Source organism: Aureliella helgolandensis (assembly GCF_007752135.1).
Classification (GTDB): Bacteria; Planctomycetota; Planctomycetia; order Pirellulales; family Pirellulaceae; genus Aureliella; species Aureliella helgolandensis.
Window position 1 is genome coordinate 636,400 of sequence record NZ_CP036298.1, and the last position, 23,372, is coordinate 659,771.

General features: G+C 53.7%; 16 protein-coding genes. 4 read left to right on the top strand and 12 right to left on the bottom strand.

All coding sequences use genetic code 11. The annotated features are described in order from the left end of the window. Window positions 1-293 precede the first annotated feature (293 nt). From mqnE to Q31a_RS02285, 3 genes are all read left to right on the top strand, one after another. Window positions 294-1,445, top strand: a complete 1,152-nt coding sequence (gene mqnE, locus Q31a_RS02275; RefSeq protein WP_145073378.1) for an aminofutalosine synthase MqnE — start codon at window positions 294-296, stop codon at window positions 1,443-1,445. Window positions 1,446-1,937: 492 nt separating this feature from the next. After that, complete coding sequence (locus Q31a_RS02280) at window positions 1,938-4,397, top strand: DUF1549 domain-containing protein (RefSeq protein WP_145073381.1); 2,460 nt, start codon at window positions 1,938-1,940, stop codon at window positions 4,395-4,397. Between the two features lie 36 nt (window positions 4,398-4,433). Then, window positions 4,434-5,891: a DUF1501 domain-containing protein gene (locus Q31a_RS02285; RefSeq protein WP_145073384.1), complete on the top strand. Its 1,458-nt coding sequence runs from the start codon at window positions 4,434-4,436 to the stop codon at window positions 5,889-5,891. Window positions 5,892-5,970: 79 nt separating this feature from the next. On the opposite strand, the gene Q31a_RS02290 is transcribed toward Q31a_RS02285, so the two are convergent. The 6 genes from Q31a_RS02290 to Q31a_RS02315 all read right to left on the bottom strand — a co-directional run bounded on the left by Q31a_RS02290 (window position 5,971) and on the right by Q31a_RS02315 (window position 12,587). Beyond that, a complete protein-coding gene (locus tag Q31a_RS02290) occupies window positions 5,971-6,375 on the bottom strand; it encodes a DUF1801 domain-containing protein (protein ID WP_197356061.1) in 405 nt (134 codons plus the stop codon). A gap of 1,249 nt (window positions 6,376-7,624) precedes the next feature. After that, window positions 7,625-8,110, bottom strand: a complete 486-nt coding sequence (locus Q31a_RS30660; RefSeq protein WP_231691034.1) for a glycosyl-4,4'-diaponeurosporenoate acyltransferase CrtO family protein — start codon at window positions 8,108-8,110, stop codon at window positions 7,625-7,627. Window positions 8,111-8,393: 283 nt separating this feature from the next. Next, window positions 8,394-9,137 (bottom strand): NYN domain-containing protein, encoded by a 744-nt coding sequence (locus Q31a_RS02300; RefSeq protein WP_145073394.1) that lies wholly within the window; start codon window positions 9,135-9,137, stop codon window positions 8,394-8,396. 750 nt (window positions 9,138-9,887) lie between these two features. Beyond that, window positions 9,888-10,754 (bottom strand): CehA/McbA family metallohydrolase, encoded by an 867-nt coding sequence (locus Q31a_RS02305; protein WP_145073397.1) that lies wholly within the window; start codon window positions 10,752-10,754, stop codon window positions 9,888-9,890. An 11-nt stretch (window positions 10,755-10,765) separates the two neighbouring features. Further along, entirely contained in the window at window positions 10,766-11,560 is a 795-nt protein-coding gene (locus tag Q31a_RS02310; protein WP_145073401.1) for a CehA/McbA family metallohydrolase domain-containing protein, read from the bottom strand. Window positions 11,561-12,011: 451 nt separating this feature from the next. Beyond that, window positions 12,012-12,587 (bottom strand): hypothetical protein, encoded by a 576-nt coding sequence (locus Q31a_RS02315; RefSeq protein ID WP_145073405.1) that lies wholly within the window; start codon window positions 12,585-12,587, stop codon window positions 12,012-12,014. Window positions 12,588-14,677: 2,090 nt separating this feature from the next. Between Q31a_RS02315 and Q31a_RS02320 the strand changes: the two genes are divergently transcribed. Beyond that, window positions 14,678-15,664 (top strand): NHL repeat-containing protein, encoded by a 987-nt coding sequence (locus Q31a_RS02320; protein WP_145073408.1) that lies wholly within the window; start codon window positions 14,678-14,680, stop codon window positions 15,662-15,664. 353 nt (window positions 15,665-16,017) lie between these two features. Here Q31a_RS02320 and Q31a_RS02325 read toward each other — a convergent pair whose 3' ends face one another. The 6 genes from Q31a_RS02325 to Q31a_RS02350 form a co-directional block, all read right to left on the bottom strand. Then, window positions 16,018-16,569, bottom strand: a complete 552-nt coding sequence (locus tag Q31a_RS02325; protein WP_145073411.1) for an RDD family protein — start codon at window positions 16,567-16,569, stop codon at window positions 16,018-16,020. An 836-nt stretch (window positions 16,570-17,405) separates the two neighbouring features. Continuing rightward, window positions 17,406-17,966: a hypothetical protein gene (locus tag Q31a_RS02330; protein WP_145073414.1), complete on the bottom strand. Its 561-nt coding sequence runs from the start codon at window positions 17,964-17,966 to the stop codon at window positions 17,406-17,408. A gap of 1,051 nt (window positions 17,967-19,017) precedes the next feature. Beyond that, on the bottom strand, window positions 19,018-19,323 hold the full coding sequence (locus Q31a_RS02335) for a hypothetical protein (RefSeq protein WP_145073417.1): 306 nt from the start codon (window positions 19,321-19,323) through the stop codon (window positions 19,018-19,020). A gap of 316 nt (window positions 19,324-19,639) precedes the next feature. Continuing rightward, window positions 19,640-20,851 (bottom strand): ISL3 family transposase, encoded by a 1,212-nt coding sequence (locus Q31a_RS02340; protein ID WP_145073420.1) that lies wholly within the window; start codon window positions 20,849-20,851, stop codon window positions 19,640-19,642. A 132-nt stretch (window positions 20,852-20,983) separates the two neighbouring features. Continuing rightward, window positions 20,984-21,298 carry a hypothetical protein gene (locus Q31a_RS02345; protein WP_145073424.1) on the bottom strand — a complete coding sequence of 105 codons (315 nt, stop codon included), beginning with the start codon at window positions 21,296-21,298 and terminating at the stop codon, window positions 20,984-20,986. Between the two features lie 309 nt (window positions 21,299-21,607). Then, window positions 21,608-23,074, bottom strand: coding sequence for an ISNCY family transposase (locus tag Q31a_RS02350; RefSeq protein WP_145073427.1), 1,467 nt, complete (start codon window positions 23,072-23,074; stop codon window positions 21,608-21,610). Window positions 23,075-23,372: the final 298 nt, after the last annotated feature.

Here is a 23,372-nt window from a genome sequence, read left to right on the forward strand (position 1 = left end):
GGCACTACCTGGGCACCTGGGCGTTCAAACCAATTGCGTCTTGGAATGGGCTAGCATGATGAGCAAGGCGGGCTCCGTTGCTGCTGTACTTCGATTCCGGGTGCTACCTCGCAGCGGCACGGAACACCATTGCAAACCATGCACTGACCGCGAACGCTCGGCGGCTGAATTCGAGCCACCCTCGGTAGCGCAAATGCTTTACAAGTCGGTTAAAATTGCTTCCGTCTAACGGTTAACCTCTCACACTTGCCACCAACCTACTCCCTCCCAATCATTCCTTTGTTGAGTTCGCCATGATTGCAGAAAAGGTCGCTGACCATTTCAAAAATATTCGTCGCAAAGTAGAAGCCGGCCAGCGACTGGACTTTGAGGATGGTTTGGTGCTTTATGATCCCCGTGTGCCGCTGCAGGAATTGGGAGAGTTGGCCAACCATGTCCGCGAGCAAAAGCACGGAAATGTGGCTTACTACAATATCAATACGCACTTGAATCCCACCAACGTGTGTATTTATCGCTGCCGGTTCTGCGCGTTTCGAAGCGATTTGCGCGATCCTAAGGGGTACACCATGTCGGACGAACAAGTCCTGGCGCGCGGGGCGGAAGCATTCGAAAACGGCTGTACGGAAATGCACATCGTGGGAGGGTTGCATCACAAGCAGCCCTACGAATGGTATCGCGGCATGTTGGAACAATTGACCGCCGCCTACCCTACGATTCACCTCAAGGCGTGGACCCCCGTTGAGGTTGGGTGGTTCGAGTTTCTGACCAAGATGAGCGTTCGTGAAGTCTTAGACGATCTTCGGCAAGCAGGCTTGGGAAGTATGCCGGGTGGAGGCGCCGAAATCTTTCATTCCGAAGTCCGAGACCAGATCTGCGAACACAAGGCCGATTCTCACAAGTGGTTCGAAGTCCACCGCGAGGCGCATCGGTTGGGGTTGCGCAGCAATTGCACCATGCTCTACGGCCACTTAGAGGAAGCGTTTCACCGTGTGGATCACCTCCTGCGCCTACGCGAATTGCAGGACGAGACGGGCGGCTTTCAAACGTTTATCCCGCTGGCATTCCATCCGGAGAATACCGAGCTGGCCAATCTTAAGAAGCCGACAGCGCTGGCCGATCTTCGCAATTTGGCAGTGGCCCGCCTGATGCTCGACAATATTTCGCATATCAAAGCCTACTGGATCATGCTGGGGATTGAAACGGCGCAGGTCGCACTGCACTACGGTGCGGATGATATCGATGGTACGGTGCGCCATGAGTTGATCTACCACGATGCCGGTGCAACCACTCCTGAATTTCTAACCGTGCAGCGCATGCGCGACCTTATCGCAGAAACTGGCCGTGAACCGGTCGAACGCGATACGCTCTACCGTCACATTCATCGCGATCCAAGCGATTACCGCAAATGGACGGTCGGCGCACCAACTGCGACAGTAGGTACCTAGCGGTCCCACCCGTAGCTAGACGCCGTCGTCGAGCCCTATTCTCGGTTTGCACGTGTCTTGAGTTGGCATGCCCTCGTGGTCGCATGGCTAAATAGGGCGTCATCCAACTTCGATTTTCCGTTCGAGGCGCACTGGTCAGGCCCGTGTTTTTCTTTGCCACTAGGTTGGACGCTGGCTGGCAATGATTCATCCGCCCCGCAAAGTCCGCTGGACCGCCAGGGATTGGCAGTGCTCATCAAGTTGCAATCAGCCCAATCTGCAGCCTGCTAAGACACCGGCCCCATGGGCTGGTGCCACGGAAGCATGCAACTCAATAATTGAGTCTAGCCGAAGCGTCTAGTAAGAAATCGTGTTTCAAGATTTTCTTCCACCGAGTAAATGGGCTGCACTAAACGACTAGAATAGTGGGTAGAGAGCTTAAGCACTGTATGTTGTGCTATTGCACCTCGCATCGTCTCCTATTCCGTATCGTCCCACCGGTTCTCCCCTCCCATGCGACGCACCCTCCCCTGTTGCCCATCGGTTACTCTCCCCTTCGTACTGGGCGTGCTATTGGCACTCCCCAGAGCCCTGGTGGGCCAGTCGGTCGATTTTGCCCACCAGATCGTACCCATACTGCAGCAGCACTGTGCCGAATGTCATACGGGGCGTGAGGCCAAGGGCAGCTTTTCGATGAATACGCGCGAACTGCTCGTGGATTCGGGACACGTTACGGTAGGAGTGCCCCTCGAATCGTATTTACTCGAGCTGATCGCTGCAGGCGACGCTGACACTCAGATGCCGCCGCCCGAGAAGCCGCGTCTGACGCGCGACGAACAGCAGGCTTTAAGCGACTGGATCGCTGCCGACTTGCCGTGGGAAGCCGGTTTCAGTTTTGCTCCGATCGCCTATGAGCCGCCGCTGCGCCCGCGACGCCCCGAATTGCCGCCAGCTGTGGCAGGACGAGACCATCCGATCGATCGAATTCTGGATCGCTACCTTCAGGAACAATCGAGTGCACCACTTGCAGTAGTCGACGATGCTGCATTTCTTCGCCGCGCGTCACTGGATTTAGTCGGATTGTTGCCAGAACCCGAGTCTTTGCAGAGGTTCTTGGCCAATACCGATGCAGAGAAACGAGCGAAGGTCGTTCAGCGATTGTTGGCCGACGATATTGCCTACGCGGATCATTGGCTAACGTTTTTTAATGATCTTCTGCGCAACGACTATAGTGGTACCGGATTTATCACGGGCGGCCGTGCTCAGATTAGTGGCTGGCTTTATAGCTCGCTGTTGAACAATCAGCCCTTCGATACGATGGCTCAAGAGTTGATTGCCCCGCCTTCCTCGGAGAGCCGAGGCTATATCGATGGCATTCGTTGGCGCGGGGAGGTAAGCGCAGGGCAGAGTGTCGAAATTCAATTTGCCCAGAGTGTTTCCCAGTCTTTTTTGGGAATCAATTTGAAATGTGCTTCATGCCATGACAGCTTTATCGATCGCTGGACACTAGACGAAGCTTTCGGCCTGGCAGCCATCTATTCGGAACGCCCGTTGGATATTCACCGTTGTGATAAATCGGTTGGTCGCCAAGCCCGAGCGAGTTGGCTGTTCCCTGAGCTTGGTCAGGTCGACCCGTCGGCGGCGCGCGATGAACGGTTGAGCCAATTGGCCGCTTTAATGACCCATCCCGACAATGGACGTTTCACGCGCACGATCGTCAATCGGCTTTGGTACAAGCTGATGGGACGCGGCATCGTTCACCCCTTGGATGCCATGCAGTCGGAGCCCTGGAATGCAGATCTCCTCGACTATTTGGCTGTCTATCTGGCCGACCATGACTACGATCTGAAATCGGTCTTGCAGTTGATTGCAACATCTCAGGCCTACCAATCACAATGCGCTCCACAGTCGACTCCAGTGGCTGGCGAGTATGTCTACCGTGGCCCAGTTGCTCGACGCATGACTGCGGAACAGTTTTTAGATGCCGTGTGGATGATTACCGGGGCAGCGCCGACCCGCATGGATGCCCCCGTACGTCGTAGCCTGCCTGGTGATCCTGCGTCCGACAGCTTGGAATTGCAGGCGCAGTGGATTTGGGGCGATTCGGCTGCTGATGGACAAACGCCTGCAGCAGGGGAGACTCTCTCGCTACGCAAGCAATTTGTCTTGGAGGATAGCATTGCGAAGGGGAATGCGGTGATCACCTGCGACAATGGTTTTACGCTCTTCATCAACGGGCGAAAGGTGGCCACGGGAGACAATTGGACTGAGCCGCAAACGGTCGTCATGGATGCGTGGCTCAAACAGGGAGATAATCAGTTTTTGGTCGTGGCCTCGAACGCTGGAAGCACTCCCAATGCAGCCGGTTTGTTCTTCGAAGCGCGGCTTGTGTTGGGCAATGGGGCCCAAATCGTCATCGCCTCCGATGATACTTGGGAGTATAACCCCACGGTTCCCGCTGCTGGTGAGGGGCCTGGTGAGGGGCCTGGTGAGGGGCCTGTGGAGCGCGGCGGTGGGAAGTGGACCGCAGCGACGGTTGTTCCGGCCAACGCTGCCTGGAGTTCAACACTGGACTTGCCAGCGGGCAGCATGTTGGCACATGCGATGAGCGACAATACGCCGATGGTCCGCGCCTCGCTCATGAAAAATGATTTTCTGATGCGCTCGTTGGGGAGGCCCTTTCGCGAGCAAATTGTTTCGATGCGTCCCACCGAACTGACCACGCTCGAAGCGGTGGACCTGTCCAACGGCTCGTCTCTAGCGGCGGCACTTGCCGTCGGGGCTGAGAAGCTGTCGCAGATGGAGCGTGAACCGTTAACTGTCCACCTGTTTCAGCTTGCGTTGTCGCGCAATCCGACAGTTGTCGAGCATGCCGCAGCACTGGAGTTTTTGAGTGAGCCCCCAACGGTGACTGAAGTTGAGGACTTGCTGTGGGCCGTTCTAATGTTGCCTGAGTTTTTGCTGATTCGCTAACGATACATTCTCCTTTGCCTAGTGGTTGAGTATTCCATGCACCTTGAAATTGATCCCACTGTACCTCCGGCAGTCATTCGTCGCGATTTCCTGGGGAGGCTGTCTGCGGCCGCGATCGCTGCTCTGGCTTCCTCTGCGCCGCGGGCACTCGCTGCAGACCAGGCTCATGCGCTCGAACATCCCACTGCGACGGCAGATACTTGCATCCTGCTGTGGATGGGAGGCGGCATGGCAGCGCCTGATACGTTTGACCCCAAACGCTACGAGGCTTTTCGCGATGGGTTGCCCGTGGCCGACATGCTCAGCACGTTTCCGGCCATTGATACTTCAGTAGATGGTTTGCAGATTTGCCAAGGCTTGGAGCAGATCGCCCAAATCATGGATCGGGGAACGCTATTGCGTTCGGCAGTCCAAGCCGATTTAGGCAGCATTTTGCATTCGCGCCATCAATACCACTGGCACACCGGCTACGTGCCACCGCAAACGGTGGCTTGCCCTCACTTGGGGGCTTGGATGGCAAAGGTTCTTGGGCCCCGGAATCCTGTGATACCAGCGTTTATCAACATCGGCCAACGCTTGGAGGGAGTGGGCGAGAGTGAGGAACTGAAAGCGTTTACGACGGGAGGCTTCTTCGGCAGCGAATTTGGACCAATGAACCTGCCGTTCCCCGCAGACGCGGCGCAATCGGTGCGCCCGCCAGGTGGGATGACCAACGAGCGCTTCGTCAATCGCGACCGGCTCTTCAAGCGTCTCGTCGATCAATCGCCGCAGCGAGAGTATATGAGCGATTATCAGCAAGAGTCGATGCTCCGCGCGCTGGACAATGCAAACCGGCTGCTGAGCTCCAAAGAACGCGCTGCGTTCGATATTAATTTGGAGCCTCCCGAGAGCCAACGTGCCTATGGTACGACTCGCTTTGGGCAAGGCTGTTTACTGGCGAGGCGATTGACCGAAGCGGGAGCCCGCTTTATCGAAGTTACCACCGAATACGTCCCTTTTTTGCACTGGGACACACACGCAAATGGCCATGAAACCGTCGCGCGAATGCACAGCGAAATTGATCAGCCCGTGGCACAACTGATCCGAGATTTAGAGGCTCGCGGATTACTCGACCGCACCCTCGTGATCGTGGCTTCCGAATTTAGTCGCGATGCGCTGATTGAAGGAGTGCCTGGTTCAAACGCCAATGATCAGGCAACCGAAAAAGTGGATATCGTCAAAGAGATGAAGCACTACGGGTTGCATCGTCACTTCACCGGTGGCTCTAGTGTACTGATGTTTGGCGGGGGCATGCGTCGCGGCTTGGTGTACGGCAAGACGGCCGATGAAAGACCCTTGATTGCTATCGAAAACCCTGTCACTATCCCGGATCTGCACGCGACGATTATGACAGCTATGGGAATCAGCCCCGCGACGGGCTTCGATATTGAAGGACGGCCCTTCTACGTTACGAAGGACGCTGGAGGCCGACCTGTTAACGATTTGTTTGCGTAGCAAGAATCGTGTCAGAGCTGGAGTTTGCACACTTCGCCGCAACACTAATTCTTGCTTGAGTTTCCGCGGTCTGGAACGCCTAAGAATTCGGTGCCACCTTGTAGGTCAATGCCATAGCAAGACATTGTGCGAGGGCCGGTTCGTCGATTTCGTCGAGCCGGTCAATCAAGATGGCGCGGTTGCCATCGTAGCTTAGGGTGTCGGGGAATTCTCTGCGGAATCTGGCAACGAGGTTGGTGTGACAGATGAAATAGATTGCCACTTGCCCAGGCTGGGAAGTTGCGTCGATGCGAATTGTGCTTCCCGCCTTCGTCTGTTCTGTTAGATAGCTTGGCTGTCCCCACTTGAGTGTTTCGGTAAGCGGGCCAACACCTTTCGCGTGAGCCATCTCAAAGATTAACGCACGCAGCCTCAACAGCCGTTTGCGAATGTTTGCAGGGTAGCGGTCAAACACTTGTTTGACTTGGGGATTATCAATCTTCATCGCAGCGATCATTCGGTTAAGGACGGCTATCACCTATCCCCGCAGGAAGCGATAGGTTCTCGGTGAGGCTGTGGCGTGATCCGTTGCCACGTGCACTCCAGTAGGCAAGAGGCATTGGTCTATGCTAGCCGCAAGTCCCTGATTGTACTGTAGGACCCCGTCGTGCATCCCTGGCCTACGATCACCTGAGTAAGTTCGAGGAGCCTGCCGTCAGTATGCCAAGGTTCGCCGCGTTGCGGAGAGCTTCGACGTAGCTGCGGCTCCTACCCGATCCTTGGTTCGCGTACTACTTCGCCCACAATCGCACTGGCGAGCAGCAGGTAAAGCATCGTCGTTCAGCATGGTTCGATCGAGTCGTTCAAGATGGGGAGTCCAACTCCATTTCTAAACTGAGGCAGACATGGGGCGCCCGCAGTGAGGGCAGCTCGGAGCGAGTTGCGAGACTGTTCCACCGCAGTCTGGACAATGCCGTAAATTGGAATGGTTCGATGCGTTTCTTCCTTGGCTTTTCTGAACGTAGAGGATGATCGAAATTACGATCACGACCGGTATGGCCAGCATCCCCAAGACCAAGGCCACTACTAGGAGTTCATGAAATCCGATTCCAGACATGGTATGTACATTCAGTTGAGTGGAACTGCCCTGCCCCGAGCGTCGTCCAACGCTTGACGGGCTGTCGAAATAGTAACCCGCTGCGTGAGCAAGGGAAGACTGTTGCTGCTACAAGGCAGTATGGGACGCAACCTCCGCGTTAAAATTCAAATTGCTATTAAATCAACAGCCCGTTGAGCCGTGGCAGTGATACGGCGGAAAATGGACTATTGCGTCAACTCGATTTGATTTTCGGGATGGATGCTTGCATGACATGGACTCAGCCCGTGAGGCGGTGCCTCGGCGGCTTGCAGATTGAGCGACATGTTACTTGACTAGCATAATCGATCCTTGCGCTCGCGGACCTTAAGGCATTGGAAAAAGCCCTTTGGGTTAAACTCGCAAGCTGGTGACGAAATGAATTTTTGGCTTGGCTATTGATTGGCATATAGCGAACCTCAGTGTTGTCTAACGTCATTAGCTCGGCTTCCGAAACCATACGGCAGCAAGTGTCGGTTGCCGTCTTCTTCCGAAACTCGGCAACCATCTTGCAGACGGTATGTGGCACCGTCTTTTCTTGGGGCTCTTAGACTAGGTGCATTACGGTGTAATTGGTCTGTTGAGTGGGGTCTTTGCAAACGGCAATTCGGTAACGAGTTCATCGTGATTCGGCACTTTCTCTCTCTTGGGCTTTACGGATCAATACGTCGAGTCTTCGTCTGTTGTACTGTTGCAGCAGGCAAGGGTAGACGTTGCCCAGGACATTCACTGCCATGTGTGAAAGCAATACCGGCACAGATGCGTGCAGAAGGAATGCCCAGAGGGTTGCTAACAGCATGACTACAAATCCGATCCAGTGCCCAATTTCCGCCTCCGTCATTGCTTGTCGAACGGCCATTAAGGACTTCAGACTCCGGCCGGGAATGGTCTTAAGTTTCGAATTGCAGTTTAGGCCAGCTTTGATGATCAAACTTCGAAGTAGGGTAACTCTGATCAGCCGGTAGAATCTGCTTCTTCGAAGAACGTAGTTCCGGACTTCTCGGTAGTCGATCCACCTCCGAAGCAACGGTTCGGTTATCGCGCCAATGGACCACGAGATAAATAGCAAGAGGAATGTATTGTTGAGTGGGTTTAAGTAATCCATGATTCCATTGTAACGTTGTACCGTACGGAATTCAGTTTGACATCCGAGCTGGCGGGGGCGTTCACGAAGCCGCCGATCCTAATGGGTTGGTAAGCAAGACTGGCACGATTGCTACCGTTCATCGCGCGGTCATCACGGGGGCTCGGTTTGAAGGCACGTGCAAGGTAGACATCGCGGTAACGCTCAGGCAGAAATGCATGCCAGGGCTTCCTTGGGAGAATGAGACACGCATACTTCTATTGCTTCCGACTATTGCTGAAGGTCTGGTGCAGCGGTGTGTGGTTTATGTGCCGTTCTTCTTTCTGCCGTCCTGCACCTGGAGTTGATTGCCCCGTCGTTCAAGCTTGAAAAGACCAATGGCCGATATGAGTTCGCTAAGCTTTGAAAAACCGTAGTTTCGAGGATCGAAATCGGTAGAAGTCCTGTTGATATAGCTCCCCACAGCTGAGAGTGTCGTCCAGCCATCTTCGTCGGATGCCGTGGCAATCGCTGTCCGAAGCAGATTCAGGAGTTTCTGATCGCGTCGTAGCACCATCTCCGGGGTATCCGAGGCAAGGGGCGTAGGTGTTGCGTTAGCGGGTTCCAAAAAAACTTCGGTATAGACGAATTGGTCGCATGCGGAAACGAAGGGCAGAGGAGTCTTTTTCTCGCCAAATCCATAGACTTTGGTACCTGATTCTCGTATCCGTGAGGCGAGACGTGTGAAGTCGCTGTCGCTCGAAACTAGGCAAAATCCGCCAAATCTACTTGTGTAGAGTAGATCCATCGCATCGATAATCATGGCGCTGTCTGTGGCATTCTTTCCAACGGTGTAGCGAAATTGCTGGATCGGTTGAATGGATTGATCTAACAGGACCTTTTTCCACTGGGTTAACCCTGGAGTCGTCCAGTCGCCATAGATCCGTTTAACGCTGGCCACACCGAGCTTCTCGATTGCGGCGAGTAGCCCTTCCACGATCGACATGCTCGTGTTGTCAGCGTCAATCAAAACAGCTAGCGGCGAACGTGAGTCATTGGGTTGGAGCATGAACGCACATTTTGATCTAGAGGTGAATTGCAATTGGAAAGGGGGCTGATTCACCAATTCGAAATGCGCGGCCATGGATCACCCGCGCGCAGTTCTCAGGTTATCCGCCGTCGGAATTTGAAGGACACGGATCTATCGAAACCATTGTTCATAGACGGTGACATGGCAGCCGGGAAATTGGTCTTTCCCTGCGGCGACGTTATCGGGCGTCAACGAAGTCGCATTCGCCTCAATATACCGCAATCCTACACTGCAATCCTAGAGCGCTAGAGAGGATCGGACATCGCAAGGGGACTTCGCTGTCAGCGATGTAGACTTCCAATTCAACGGTGTCACGCTGTGCACCTCTCAGTGGGGAAAGCGATTCGCCTACCAACGGAAGCAGTGAGTCTGGTGTCGCTGCACTGGCTGCCCGATTGCCGCTGCTCTGGGACAGCAGTTCACCGATTCTTGCTTTCAGTCGAGATGGACGCAATGGAAGCGGCAGGGGTATCACGGGAGCTGGGCTGACACCACCCAGCGTTGCTCAATTGCAATGCTTTTTTTCCTGCAGGTTTGTCCACCCGAGAGGTTGACGATTTCCTGCAATCACCGTCGTTATCACGGAATGGTACGCGTCGCCTGACGCATCGACGTGTTGGGTAGCGTTCTATAGCGGCAGAACCGTTCAAGAATTTGGCCAGTTCCGCAGTGTTTTAGGATTGGCGATTTAACCGTCCAAGCCGTTGCGCAGTCTTCGGAAGCGGCTCTTCACTCGTGTGCGCGCAGGGCTTGCTCGGTAGCCGACAATAGTTTTGAGTAATACGACTTGGCGCGATCCAGACGCTCGCGAATTGCGAGGCTGCGAAGGTCGCTTCCCTTGGAAAACTCCTCTTCGATCAAGGCAATAGCATCGAGCTGTTTGCGTACGATTCGTGCACTCTCTTGTGGTGACCACGTGGGTTCACCGTCGACGACGATGTAGACGGGCGTGGTGTGAGCCAACGCTCCGTTTGCACAGCGAGTGCTAAGCGCTAGCCATGTGCTGCGTGAAATGTCGACCTCAACTTCTAGGCTAAGCTCATTGGAGTCGTTGTCGTTTCTGCGCGCTTCGTGCAATACCCCGTCGTTGCCTACCAGTTCAAGCACTTCGGGAAGCCCAACTTTTTCATGCCCCCAAGCGCGGGCATGCACTTTTACCGAGCTCTTGCCATCCGCTTTGATTTCGGACCCGGGCAACTGACCATTGACCGTAAACTCCAGTGCTGGCCCGTTGCTGACAAACGTATTCCCGGCCTCCAGACCGGCGAACCAACGGTCGAGGTCGAGAGTGTCCCCAGTGTGGACAAAGGTTCGTACTTCACCCAGCGTCGATCCCCACGGCACGTCGCTTCCAGCTGCCGCGCCTAAGCGAAATCCAAGATTCAGGTAGTCGTAGTAATCCAGCGTGTTGATGCGGCTGAACTGCAGCAGCTCCACGAAGTCAATGCCTTCAGTGGTAACGTACCAGGGGAAGCCTCGTGGCAAATCGCAGCCGTTCCACGAAAAGTGCGCGAAGCCCACGACGGCATCCGGTTGGTCATGCAGTCGCTTGAATGCTAGGTCGTAAAGGTCATAGGTTGCCACATCTCGAGCCATGGCGGATGTGTTCAAATGATATGCCCGAATGTGCTACGAGGCTCTTCCTGCCCGCTTACTAGGCAGTAGGCTCCACGGACCTCGCGAAACTTCTTGCCAAATCCGAGTTGCTTAAAATCGGTGCCGCGGTGGTGTCCCATCTCAAGGACATTCACGACATGCAAATCCTCGGCCTCGGCATAGCGCAACAGAAAATCGCGGTGCGCCTTCTTCGTCGTTGGATGATGGACATGTACGTCGCCGGAAAACCAGCCCCGCTTGGGCAAGTCAACCCAACGGTCCAGCTTCAGCGTGTGTTCCTGATCCTGGGTTGCTACCGTGAAGCTCTCCGTGATGGGGATGTACTCCATGCCCCGCGCGACTGAGATTTGGTAGCGCCCCGGTTCGAGTTTGATTGAAAAACTTGGCTGGGTCTGGTAAACCACAGGCTCGTGCCAGAACGGTAGCGAAGGAAGCTCCTCGTAGACAAAGCTGCGGTCTTGGTTGTCCCCAATGCCCAGGGTCTTCCTGGCTGGACCGATCCAGTCTGGATTGTCCGCTTCATATTCAATGCCATGATAGAATTCATGGGTCTGACTCACTTGTTGCATGATGCGGCCATCCGGTGGAAGTCGTACCGAATTGTCCTCCAGATCACGGATGCAAACCATGGCCGGCACGGGCTTGCCCGATGGAACATCCCACAGGTTGAACTGAATTCGGGCCCGTGGTTCAGCGGCGTACGTAGTTTGCTCGAGGGCGGGACTCATCGTGGCCCAGATCGTCAGAATGCTGGCCACTAGCCCAAGTCGATTTCGTGAAGCCATTGGCTCGCCTTACTAGAATGTGGGGAACCGCCCAAGGGATTGGTCGAAGAGGGACGCGATTGCCAGATTGGTTTCTGGTTGGTTGCTATTATCCATGGTTGTGTTCTAGCAGCATGACCAATGGCAACATTCGTCTGTTGATTTAAGCGAACTTCTGCGGTTGGCCCTGCGGCAAAATATCGAATCCAAAAAGGAAAATGAGAACGGTTGGTGCCCTTATGGCGGCTTGCGGGATTGCCTGGTTTCCACAGACCGTCCCCTGCCCTGTCTCCTGACGCTGGCCACTACTGCATATCGCACTGGATGCACCTCAGACGGTGAAGAATGAAGAGCTGTGCCATCATCGCGGCATGCTTGCCGTCTTGCCGACCAACGGCGTCCTTCTTTTGGGGACCCTTTTCAAGAAACTTAGCGAGGGCGGTAGGTTGACTGGCTGTGTGGTATTCGTTGGCTACGGAACAGGCTCGAAGGGGATGGCATTCTTCGAGAGTTGGTCCTCTGGACCATTGCCATCAAATCCAAATACAACTTTCCACTCTCGGTCAAACCGCTGAAGTACGTAACCAATGGCTTTCAATTGTCCATTCCGACGATCAAGTTCACGAAATACTAAAATAGCCTGTGTTGGATCGAGTTTTGGATAACGTTTAAAAATCGGCAGCAGTGTCGATTCGGGAAGCATCGTCCAGAATAGTTTTGATTTTTCCGGAAACGAACGCTCACCTTCATCGGATGTGTTCGCGATTATTCGTTCAAGGTAAGGAATCAAGGGAGAATCCGCCTCCTCGAATATCGCATCAGTCGCCACGAATTCCGCCAGCGGTCTGTGTTTCTTGCCAAGCATCACTGCTTCAATCTCGACGATGGTGGGTTTTATCGCAGCGCGGGTAGCATCATCTCTCGCAATGTCTTGCGCTTGGGTGCCAGTTGCTGCGAAGACGATCGCTACATTGGCGAAGACGGCTAACACTAGTAATCTTGGGGACACAGTCATTTCTCGCAACAGTCTCACTTTCAATCGAATCATGGCGGCAATCACGGACTCAACGGATTGGATGAACTCGGAAGTTGGACAGCAGCACGAACTTTCGTGCACCGCCATCGTTTGTCACGCAGAAATGGAGCGTAACCAACCCGACTGACGCTCTTGTTGAGTGTATCCGCCAAAGAAGGCCACAGCAACAGTTTTCGCAAGTGATCTGGTTCGAGAGGACTCAGCGAATTCGTAGATGAGTGCAATGGGTACGTTAGCCACGATCGATTATTGCCACGTCCTGTGCGTAGGCGAGAGAGCAGAGGAACAAGATGTCAACGATCGAGTTGATCGCCAGTGTTGTTTTACGCATGTCTTGTCTCTGAAGTAGAACGTCTGGAATCGCACGCTCGACAGGCGTGATTTTCGATTGAAAGAATTTGCGTTCGGAGCCTGCGAGGTTGTCACAATTTTATCGTAACCATTGACTTCACACTCCACCTCGTTGCCGTCTTGCAGTCGCAAATGTAGCAAATCCACGCAGCAGGCACCTCGGAGACCGACTCGGCTAGTGTCGTGCTGAATCCATCATTGAATGGAAATAGGATGGAAGTGGAGTGAGCAGCGGAAGTGTGGACATCGCTTGCCCCGCGGACTTACTGCAGCCTTAGCCGCCAACCGAGTGCGAGTTTCGTCGAGAGAGTCCGTATGCGATTGCGCCGCCACCCAGCCCTAGCAGAATGGGGATCAAGTCCCGGACGATCAATGCGAAGCTTTTCACCTCGGGTTGCCTATGTAGGGCCTTTATGGTGATGCCTCGCGCTTGCGCCGAGGCGAGTGACATGCTCCCAATTCTCTCAGGTCGTCCATCGCTGCCTCGAACTATGTATCTAACGTGCCGACGGTCGTTGGTGAGTCGATAATCGGACGAACCAGGCTCGCCCATTGGTGCCAGTGCATCATGGAGTAGGTGGGGGGCGAGCCAATCCGCGATGTCGCTGCTGATTGGTGGGGAACCATTTCTCCGAAGTCGAGTTTCAGAATCGAGATAGCGGGCGAATATTGAAACCACTAAGAAACCGATCCAGAACGCGCGTGTCGGCCATTTGCAGCCAATCGCACACGCGATGGCTACCAGTAGGCATAATCCGAATCCAACAGACACCAGGTAGGCCGACTGTGCAGACGGAAACTGCAGCAGCGTGAGTAATACAGCGATTGCTGCTATGCAGAGTGCAAGTGTTCGGATTGAATAGCTCATGAGTGCCTATCGCAAGCATTTAGACCGACCAATGGTGGGCAACGACGATCGCATGCCAGATTGTTTGGCGGGTCGAGCGTCATTGAAACTATTGTCCACTGCTCTGTGATCTCTGATTTGGGATTCAAATTGACCGGAGACACACGACTTCTGCTCTCCCTTACTCCGGATCGCTGTGGGCATACCTGCAACGTGCGGGCCAGTTCGCTATCGTAACCCGCCGCGTGACGGGCTGTTGAAATCGTAACCCGCCGCGTGAGCAAGGAAAGATAACCTCTGCTACAAGGCAATTAAGGATGCTACCTCCGTATTAAAATTCAAATTGCGATTAAATCAACAGCCCGGTAAGCAAGGCGAGGTGGTCGCTGCTACAGAACAATTGAGGACTCAGCCTCTGCATCAAAACCTAATATAGTTCTTAAATCGACAAGCCGTCTATCGCCTCGGCAAGTCTACTAGACGGTGAATGCCAGTTGCAACTGTTTCGAGGATAGCAGCCGGGGAGGTGAACGCAGTGAATTTTCAGGTTGAGATAGGCTGCATTTGCGGGCGGAGCACGCAGAGGCCAGGGAAGCCTCGGAGAGTCGCTGCCTTTGTGCAAGCGGCGCTGTACGGGGCGTGGATGCATTCACGAGTTGAGCCTCATGTTCGACAATCACCACCTCATGAATACCCCGCACCGGACCGAACCGTCGATTGCGACATGCTAGCAAATTAATGCGGCTCAAACGCGGGGGAAATGGGCTCCACTTCCCTGATCTGGTATCGCTGCCCGGTAACGTCAAGTGAAGTGAACGAAGAGCAGCCATCGACCCCGATGGTGTTCACCGTGTATGCTTGATGGCTTTCAACGATGTCCATAGCCTATAAATTCCGTTACAACATGAACTCTACAAAAAAAGCAATCTTCGCCAGTGTTCTTCTTGCCTGTCTGTTCAATGGCCGCCAAGCGGATGCTCAGCCGAGGGGTGTGAGCGGAATTGTGATCGAGAAGTACGCGCCGCAGAGTGGATCGTTTCCGGCGTGCACGCATATAGACCACAGTGGCAAGGTCGAGATCGTGACCAGCGGTGACCGGCTGTTTTATCGGGCCGATTCGAAGTCACCGTTTCGACAGTCGCCCATCAGTGTCTTGGCCGACGCCCACGCCGTCGTCTTCAACCCCATCGAGAAACGCTTCTACGCAACCGATACCGGGAACCATCGGCTGATCACATTTGCCGATCCGGCGAGCGACCAATGGGACGACTTTGCGACATCACTGGCTGGTGTCAAGCTGCAACGTCCGCATGATATCGTGTGCGACGCTGCGACGGGGTGGATGTATGCGCTCAATCCGAACAGTGGCCAAGTGTTTCGGTTTATGGGATCTGGCAGCAGCGTTTCGGTCTTGGATCTTTCCAAGCATTTGGGGTATTCCCGCGCGCTGACGATATCTGACGGGACGCTGTACGTGGTCGGTTCCAGTCATGGTGTGGTGGTCGAAGTAACCGACTTCGAAAAGCAAGAGTTCGAGATCCACAGCAGCTTCGGAAAAAAAACGAACGCCGTCGCAGGCAGCTGGCAGGGAACCGGTCTGGTGCCCAACGACGTCGACTTCTATCAGGGATACTGGTACGCGACCAGCTATTTCTGCCCAACCTACGCGGGGGAACACAACTGCGACGAACACAAATTCATTCGCTTCAAAACCTGGCGTGATTTCAAGGATGGGACATGGGAGGACCTTAGTCATTTACTCCCCGGTAAAGTGGTCCCTTACTTCCTAACACCGCATTCCAAGGGGCTGGACATCGGCGTCTTCAGCCACGAGACACGCGGCGCCTCGGCCTGCATCTACCGCCTGACCACAGCTACTACTGAGCAGTAGGGCATGGCCTCCCGACATCGTCGAGTGAGCCACCACCGTTCGCTAGCCTGAGAATCATCCGCTCGACCTTCTGCGCAAGCGGATCGAATTGCGGCGGACGGCAGCTGGACGCCGCTCGACAGCGGGCGCGTGTAGAAAGATTTATGTACTCGTATTGCGACTACAACAAAGACAGACACCGAGAAGAATGCTGCAGCGGGAGTTGGATACAGAGTTGCGGGCGACGAGTGAGCATCATCGTTCCGCACTAATGTTCCTGACTTGAGGAATGCTGGCCATGCCCGGTTACCAGTTCGATTTGATAGAAAATTGGTCTGGCTCAGAGTGCATGCCATGGTTATGCAACAATCTGGTTATGCAACAATCTTTGGACGGCAGACCCGGGGATAGGCGAGAGCAAAGCCCATCGCGTTGTAGCGCGTAAGGTGTACGGGGGCTCGTCCCAAGGCCTTTGCATTTTTGTGGATAAGGTAAGTTCCGAGGTAGCAGTCTCGCAATGATTGATTTTCGGAATCCGCACCAAGCCAAAGCAAGTCGAGCACAAGGTTGAATGGTCCGAACATCCACATGAGCATTCGAGCGGTCATCGTAAGCAGAGATGGCGGGCCGCCTTTGGCGGAGACAAGCCTGACGCCCATTAGGCGATAACCAATGGTCCCGAAGTTCGAACGTTTGACTGGTCCGAGATAGAGCCAAATTGAAATCAAGTAACAAATCCAAAACAAGCCGCTAGGATCACTCTGGACAATCCCCAGGAGCATCAAGGCTAAGAAGGGGCTCCATACCGCTACACCTACGAGGGCGAGCGTGACGGAATCAACAACGAGGATGACTAATCTCTTGCCGATGCCAACGTAGTCACTCGGATCATAGAAGTCAGCATCCCCCAGAGAGTTGTCGACCAATTTATCGCTCCTGCGTAATCGAGCTTGCTAGAGGAGTTGTGGTGGAGATAACGCCATTCTTTCCGCGATTTTTCAGAGCAGCGAGCCAACCGTCGTTTAACCATGCGGGCAACAAGCAACGCACGATAACCGAGGACTCCGGCTACAACGGCGATGGCATGTCGTCACCGGTGTCGCATCTTCCCAAAAAGTCCAGCCTTTGGTTGGGGCAGAGCGTTCGCTGGTAGGTTCGTAGGGATTTTACATCAAGGGATTGACCGACAGTGCTGCAGGGTATGGGCGGTATGGACGCGAGCATGGGTTCAATATTGTATCAAACATTTCAGTCGAGTAACGCAGGCGAGCACCTCGTCGCCGGGATGGATATGCAAGCAAGTTAGACGGGCTGGTCATCTAAGGTGCATCCGCAGGGGCCCGCTACATTTTTTCGATTCGGCGAACCCGGAATGGAAATCGGCAGTACCATCGATTGTACAGATCCAATAGGAAGCATTGAAGTCTTTCGTTGAGTTGCTGAGCGATTTCTGGCTGGTCGAGCGTGTCGTTGGGCAAAGACGATATTGCGGGCGTAATATCCTGTGCACTGCGGGCTGTCAGCGACGCGAGGGAATTTCCCGTTGCAGGACCCTGTGCGGCGACGTGACCACACAAGGATACAACCGACGCGAAGATGAAAGTTTGAGCAAATGTGTGCAACCAGGATGAGGCCAAGTAAACGGTCGAATGATCTTTCTATTGGGGGCGCTCATTCGACGGAACGACGGGAATCATACGGTCGCGGCCAAGTGATTCACCATCAGGAAACTCGCGAATCGTAACTCGCGTGCAATTTGGTGTTAGTCCTCTTCTTGGGGGTGGAGTCGACGCCAACGCATCGCAAACAAGACCGAGCCGATTACGACCGCCAGCAGCGCACCAAACATAGCACCCCAGATTGAACCACCAACCCAAGCGTAACGCAACATTGGATTGAAATGGTCAGGGACACCTATGAATGCTTTGCGATAGAATTCAGGACTCAGCGTCGCAAGGCCCATAGCGACGAGACCACCGACTGCCCAGCAGCCATAAATGGCCACCGCAATCACGAACATGTGGCGGGCCGCAAATCTAAATGAGCAACGTGCGTGGGATACGAGCCCGACAACTAATGTGAAGACTACGGAAAACATGATCCCGTAAATTAGGCCCTCGAATATCCCTTGGGCGATGCTTGCACGCCAGATGTCTTCAACATCGTGCCATCGCATGATATTACGAAAGTAGAGCGGACTTACCGCACCATTAATAGCATTTGTAGATGCACCGATGACCGCGCCACCAACGCTCGCTGTCGCGGCGATTAATAGCAATGCAACGGGATTCGTGTTTTCAGATTGTGGTTTAGCTACACTCATAGGTAGAAGCGGTCCTGCGGAATAACGGTACCGTTCAGCCGATGCGACGGATGATCATCCATTTGAAAACGCCCTCAGTTAGTAGGATAGCCGGATTCGCCCCGACAAATTCTATCACACGAACACTCGATAATTCGCCTGTGAATGCGCGGGCGAACATAGCGAGTCGTAAAACGTCGCCGTGGATGACGGGCGTGCCGACATGAGCTCAGCGTTCACCTGCGAATTTAAGTGTTTCGTGAAGCGACGCTTGCGCAGTCAATAGTCGTTGTTGATCGGATTGTTCGACTCTAATTTCGGCGACCGCGGTTGGGGCGTCGCTGGTGCAGCCAAGACACGAAAAAATCATGAAGACGCTGAAAGACGTTTTTATGGGTAAACGCAATCTCAGTTGGGGAACGCTGGCGGTAACGGCGGTTCCGGGGTTGGACCGGACAGCAAAGAGAACCTGGTAGAGGGAGCTCCCGTTCAGCAACTTGTTCCAAACGCGAGCGGTACCATGCGAATCCGCAGCATGGCGAAATCCGCCCAGCGGACTAAGGTCCCGTATCATGCGCATCTTCGATCGTCAGTGTCGCGGCGAGTCGCGTTGTACGAACCTGCGAACGTGTAGCCTCCTAGGCAATACGCGTTCACGCCAAGACCGCGAGTAGGGCTTGCTCGAAAGGTGCGACGATCAAGGCAACTTGCTCGTGACTGCAGAAGTCAATCCTACGCGTCTTCTACCCGGTGGAACGATATTGAACTCGCCAGCTCAAGCTGGAGGAAAACCACGCGAAGACTTCCGTCCGCTGTACTGATGGATTGGAATTTCTCGGATACCAGTTCACTGGTTGCGGCGATCAAAGGCGGGGCAATTGGCTTGATCAGTCTATCGGAGTCTGGAGGAAGCTTGCTCCTCAGAGATGTTGGCGCCTAGTGCGGCCCCGCATGCTAGGTGTCGTGGGGGGAGGCTTGGGTAAGCGGGCTCCTTTCCCGAACGAATTGTTCGTTCGATTTCTGCGGTGAATCTATTCGAGGATATAACTTGGAATGCACACGTTTGAACCTATCAGATTTCGTCCGAAATGATTTGTGCCCCACAGGAGTCGCAGCGGTTGTCAGAATGCAGCATCTGGCCGCAATTGCCACAAGCCCAGATGGTTTCTTCATTAGCTCCCGTAATCGCCCCTTCGAATTCACATCCAGCTATTTTCTTTTGCAAACGCAAATGTTCTGCAAGGCATCTAAGTAGCAGCCAATTCAAGAATGCGCCAACCATTGCAAAGCCTGATGCGACAAGGCCCCACAACGGAAATATCACCACTAGCCCGAGAGCAATGATCGAGCCAAGAACAAAAAATGCAATGGCCACCATGTCGACAAGGGTTTCCAGTCCGGTCGCTCGCCGTAGTCGCCGTTTTTCGATTCTCTGTGCGGTTAGTGTCACGTCGAATCTCCAAGGACGAACGTTGGGCATGACCACGGTCGCCGCGGATGATCAGCCAGCGGTGAGTCGGCGACTACGGTCGATGGCGTGGTCCGCCAGATCTCGTTCTTCAATTTGCAAAGTAAGCGATGTATGCAATGCCTGATTTGTAATATACCCGAAGCTGGGCACCGTTGGGTGCTGGAGCATTGCTAAACGACTGCGCGGGATCAACGACACCTAAATGTTTGGTTCTTCGGGAATTTTAGGGGTTGAGTTGTAGCTTTCCACAGTAGAAGAGGATGCAGGTGCGGTAGTTTGCAAAGTTGCGGAAGCCGCGAGCGGCCGACTTGATGGATTGGATTCGGCTGTTGAAACCCTCTGTGGTGGCGTTGGTAACGCGGTGGCGAAAATAGCTTAGCAAACCGGCCAGATGACGCTTTAGAGTCGCAGCAACTCTCTTGACTGGATCTAATTGACTTCGGCGTGCCCATCCAAACCAGCGATCAAAGAACTTTTTAGCATTGCCAGCGTAGGTGTAGTCCCAGAACCAACGAAAGTGCTCTTTGATGGCCCTTGCCCTGGACGTCCTCAGGTCTTGCTCTTGCAATAAGGCTAGGCGTGCGTGGCGATCTTCGTCTAGGTTCTCTGCGTTGTAAAGCCAGAGTTGCCTGCTGCCTGTGAGGGGTTCGTCCCCTTCCTTCTTCAAGGCTCTATGTTCGCTTCGCCGCACTTTGTCAACAGCCTCGCCGAGATACTTGGCAACGTGGAATTTATCGTGCACAATCTCCGCGTTGGGAGCGTTCTTGTCGGCGCTGGTCATAAACGCCGCCCACATGTCCATCGAAACCGATGCAATTTTGCTGCGTTGCGATTGAGTCAATGTTTTCCAAAGCGAATCGGCTGCTGTGGTAGTCCTTTCAGGCACCACTTCGAGAACGCGCCGGTCATCACTGTCGGTCATCACTGACACATGGTTGTGCCCTTTACCAAAACTCTTTTCATCCAGCCCAACGTGCTTAATGTCGTCCAGTTTGCGTCGACTGAGGCCTCGGTCTACGGCACGCTTTATGATCGTATGCACGGCATCCCAGCTAAGCCCCAGCAAGCAGGACGCGCGACTAAGATTGGTACACGCCTGGAGAACTTCGACAGCGAACGCTTCGAGCAAAAGAGTAAATCGCGAATGCTTGCCCGACCAAGGGACCGCGATGGTCTTCACGCCACACTTTGCGCAGCGAGAACGAGGCACGCGTGCCCGCAACTCTGTCTTGAACTGCAGCGTGTCTAATTGCCTCCATGTCCATTCAGGAGCAGGGCAAGCAGCCTCGCAATCCGGACAAGTTAGACTGCCCCCCCCCACGTGAGAAAGCCGAATCGCACCCTGATTGCCAAGCAAGTCTAAGTCCACGTCTTCCACCCGCCATGAATCATCAAGGCCCAATAATGCGCTATAGGGTTCGTTGAGATCTTTCATCCCAACAGAATTACCCAAAACCCATCAATTTTCGATCTGCCACTCAAAGTCCCGAAGAAGCCCATTTGTAAACGCCTGTTGCCGGACTCCGGTGCACGGCATGGTGCCAGCATATAGCAGTGCATTGACGATTCATGAGCGAATGGCCGTACGGTTGACCCATTTTTCAAGTGTCAGGCAATCCAACTCGTCCCAGTCGTAGTACAGCGGCGGCACACCACCAGATTGCCGCAGTAGCTGAAGGAACTGGAGTATCGTTTCGCATTGTTTTGAATCATAGCCCCCGCTAAATGTGTCGCTCTCCCACCAAGCCCCATTGCGGTTTTGTAGCTGTGACCGCTGTGGCTCTGCGCGTTTGAAGAAGTACATGAACGAATCAAGCACTTCACAAGCATCTTCATGCAACAACGAGGCCGACAGGAAGCCCGGCAAATGATAGTTCCACATGTGTGGTGGATCGAATGAGCTGAAACCATTTGCAGGCGAGATGTCATAAAAACGGAAGTAGCAATCTATTGGAACGTCCGTCCATCGAATATTCGCAAACGGTGCGTAATTAGTGTCTGTCCGGAAATTGCCTTGCTGGAGGATTTCACGCAGTCAGATGCTATCAGACAATCAGGAAGAGTTGCCTTCGCTTCGCATTCATTGCCGCTAGGTGAAGTCAAATCCAGCCGTTTTGACCGACTTTGCGCCGCTGGCGCGGACCGGTAGCCAGCTGGCTAATTCAAAAGTGACGAACCTCAGTCACATGCCCTAAGCCGCTTTGCGTTTGCACTGCGCTGCCGATGCATTGGGGCGTTGTTTAGAAAGCAGTAGCTTTCCAAGCGTGTGTATATTGCGACCTAGAATCGCTAATCCCAAATAGCGTTCAAAGCCGAGTTCAGTCCGGTCGCGACAACGCTTCAAACCATTGCCCCGCTGTAACACTCCGATCGCTGCCTCGATGCCTGAGTGGTGTAGTCGGGTTCGGTGAAATTTAACACTTTCGTTCTTAATCCGCTGTGCGTATTCACCAGGAGCCCGCGGTAGTACGCATACATCTTCGATTATCTGCTGCAGATTTGATTCATTTTCCGCTGAATAGAAACCTCGGTCAAAAGACGCGGTGTGAATCTCGCCTGCGTGCTTCTTCTGAGCCAACTTCGTTTGTTCCACCACGACATCCTGGTCACGCACGTCGCGAGCCATCAAGTGATAGTGACTAATGAAACCAGCACCATCCTCGTAAACCAAAGCCAATCGACCATATTGATTGGGTTGTCCGGCTTTGCCGCGACGGTAAAGCTGCGTGTGTGTTTCGAACAAGCTGAACAGCTTGTCGCAATTGGGGACTGACTCACCCAATAGGACACGCCGACGCGCCGTATCGCAAACCTGCTCGGTCAGTCCTGTCCAATGTTCGATTGTTGTGATTAGCGACAGAGTTACTGTGGACGCACCGAGAGATTTCGCCTCATTCGTCAGTGATTTCGCTCGCTCGAGCAAAAGTGCTACGCGTTGCAGCAGGTCGCGATAACGCGATTCCAAGGCTTCCTTTTTGCGTGAGCTCTTGCTGGCAGCAATCCGTCCTATCTGCTGCTTTAAGCTCTTGATCTTCTTGACTAGATGCCCCACTTGTCTCCATCCTGTGGTCTCAAGCTGTTGCGCCAACTCAACACAGAACGGAATGAACTTGCGAACACCGTCGTAGATCAAACTGCTCTCTGTCGGATAGTGAATGTTAGTTTCAATAACAAATGAATCAGCCCGAACTGTGGAACTGGCATCGGGAGCAATGCTCTGGCCAGCGGTGACGATAGCTTGGTTGATCTTACTAATCGTCTCAGGTTTGAGCAGACAGATGGTATCGCGTATGCGTCTGAAAGTGAAACCGTCGGTGTCTTGCCAGTCGCCGATTCCCATGATTCCGCGGAGACGCCGATGATTCTCGACTTGATCCTGTAGTTTGTCGTAATCAAGATTACATCCAAGTCTGACTGCTGCAAGCACAACAACATGCCAATCGTCTATGCCTGGCCTTCCAACATCCCGTCGAGAGTCTTGGTTTAGATCCGCAGCGACAGCCTGAACGACTTTCGTTCTCAACTTGGCATTGGTATAAAGATATTGAAGCCCGAGCAAGACGGGCACGATTTCATCGCGAGATTCCAAGTTGAGTTCAACTTGTGCGATAGGGCTGCAATCGAAGCGTTGCTGTTTTTGATATGGCTTGCGAACCACTTCTACTCCTCGAAGATTAAGCGTTTGGACCTGTTTTAGTCAACAAATTCAACGCTCGAACTCGCTCGCGGGTTCGTTCTTCGGGGAGCTTTTTTGAAAATTAGCCAATAATTTACAGACGCTTTCAATTTCCGGACGGACACTAATTATCAACACCAATAGGGTCCATGCCCATCATTTCAGGATAGGGTGGAACCGGGTTAACGGGAAAATTTTGACGCAGATCAGTAGCAAGTGACTGGATCGTAGTCATGAGTAGTCGAATGCGATAACGGTAAACATCACGGGGAACGGACCA

Bases quoted from the DNA above. Each gene is read 5' to 3' on its own strand.
- Q31a_RS02320 (WP_145073408.1), top strand. From the start codon at position 14,678: ATGAACTCTACAAAAAAAGCAATCTTCGCCAGTGTTCTTCTTGCCTGT.
- Q31a_RS02285 (WP_145073384.1), top strand. From the start codon at position 4,434: ATGCACCTTGAAATTGATCCCACTGTACCTCCGGCAGTCATTCGTCGC.
- Q31a_RS02305 (WP_145073397.1), bottom strand. From the start codon at position 10,754: ATGGCTCGAGATGTGGCAACCTATGACCTTTACGACCTAGCATTCAAG.
- Q31a_RS30660 (WP_231691034.1), bottom strand. From the start codon at position 8,110: ATGGATTACTTAAACCCACTCAACAATACATTCCTCTTGCTATTTATC.
- Q31a_RS02290 (WP_197356061.1), bottom strand. From the start codon at position 6,375: ATGAAGATTGATAATCCCCAAGTCAAACAAGTGTTTGACCGCTACCCT.
- Q31a_RS02340 (WP_145073420.1), bottom strand. From the start codon at position 20,851: ATGAAAGATCTCAACGAACCCTATAGCGCATTATTGGGCCTTGATGAT.
- mqnE (WP_145073378.1), top strand. From the start codon at position 294: ATGATTGCAGAAAAGGTCGCTGACCATTTCAAAAATATTCGTCGCAAA.
- Q31a_RS02280 (WP_145073381.1), top strand. From the start codon at position 1,938: ATGCGACGCACCCTCCCCTGTTGCCCATCGGTTACTCTCCCCTTCGTA.
- Q31a_RS02315 (WP_145073405.1), bottom strand. From the start codon at position 12,587: ATGATTCGATTGAAAGTGAGACTGTTGCGAGAAATGACTGTGTCCCCA.
- Q31a_RS02345 (WP_145073424.1), bottom strand. From the start codon at position 21,298: ATGTGGAACTATCATTTGCCGGGCTTCCTGTCGGCCTCGTTGTTGCAT.
- Q31a_RS02335 (WP_145073417.1), bottom strand. From the start codon at position 19,323: ATGGTGGCCATTGCATTTTTTGTTCTTGGCTCGATCATTGCTCTCGGG.
- Q31a_RS02300 (WP_145073394.1), bottom strand. From the start codon at position 9,137: ATGCTCCAACCCAATGACTCACGTTCGCCGCTAGCTGTTTTGATTGAC.
- Q31a_RS02310 (WP_145073401.1), bottom strand. From the start codon at position 11,560: ATGGCTTCACGAAATCGACTTGGGCTAGTGGCCAGCATTCTGACGATC.
- Q31a_RS02330 (WP_145073414.1), bottom strand. From the start codon at position 17,966: ATGAGTGTAGCTAAACCACAATCTGAAAACACGAATCCCGTTGCATTG.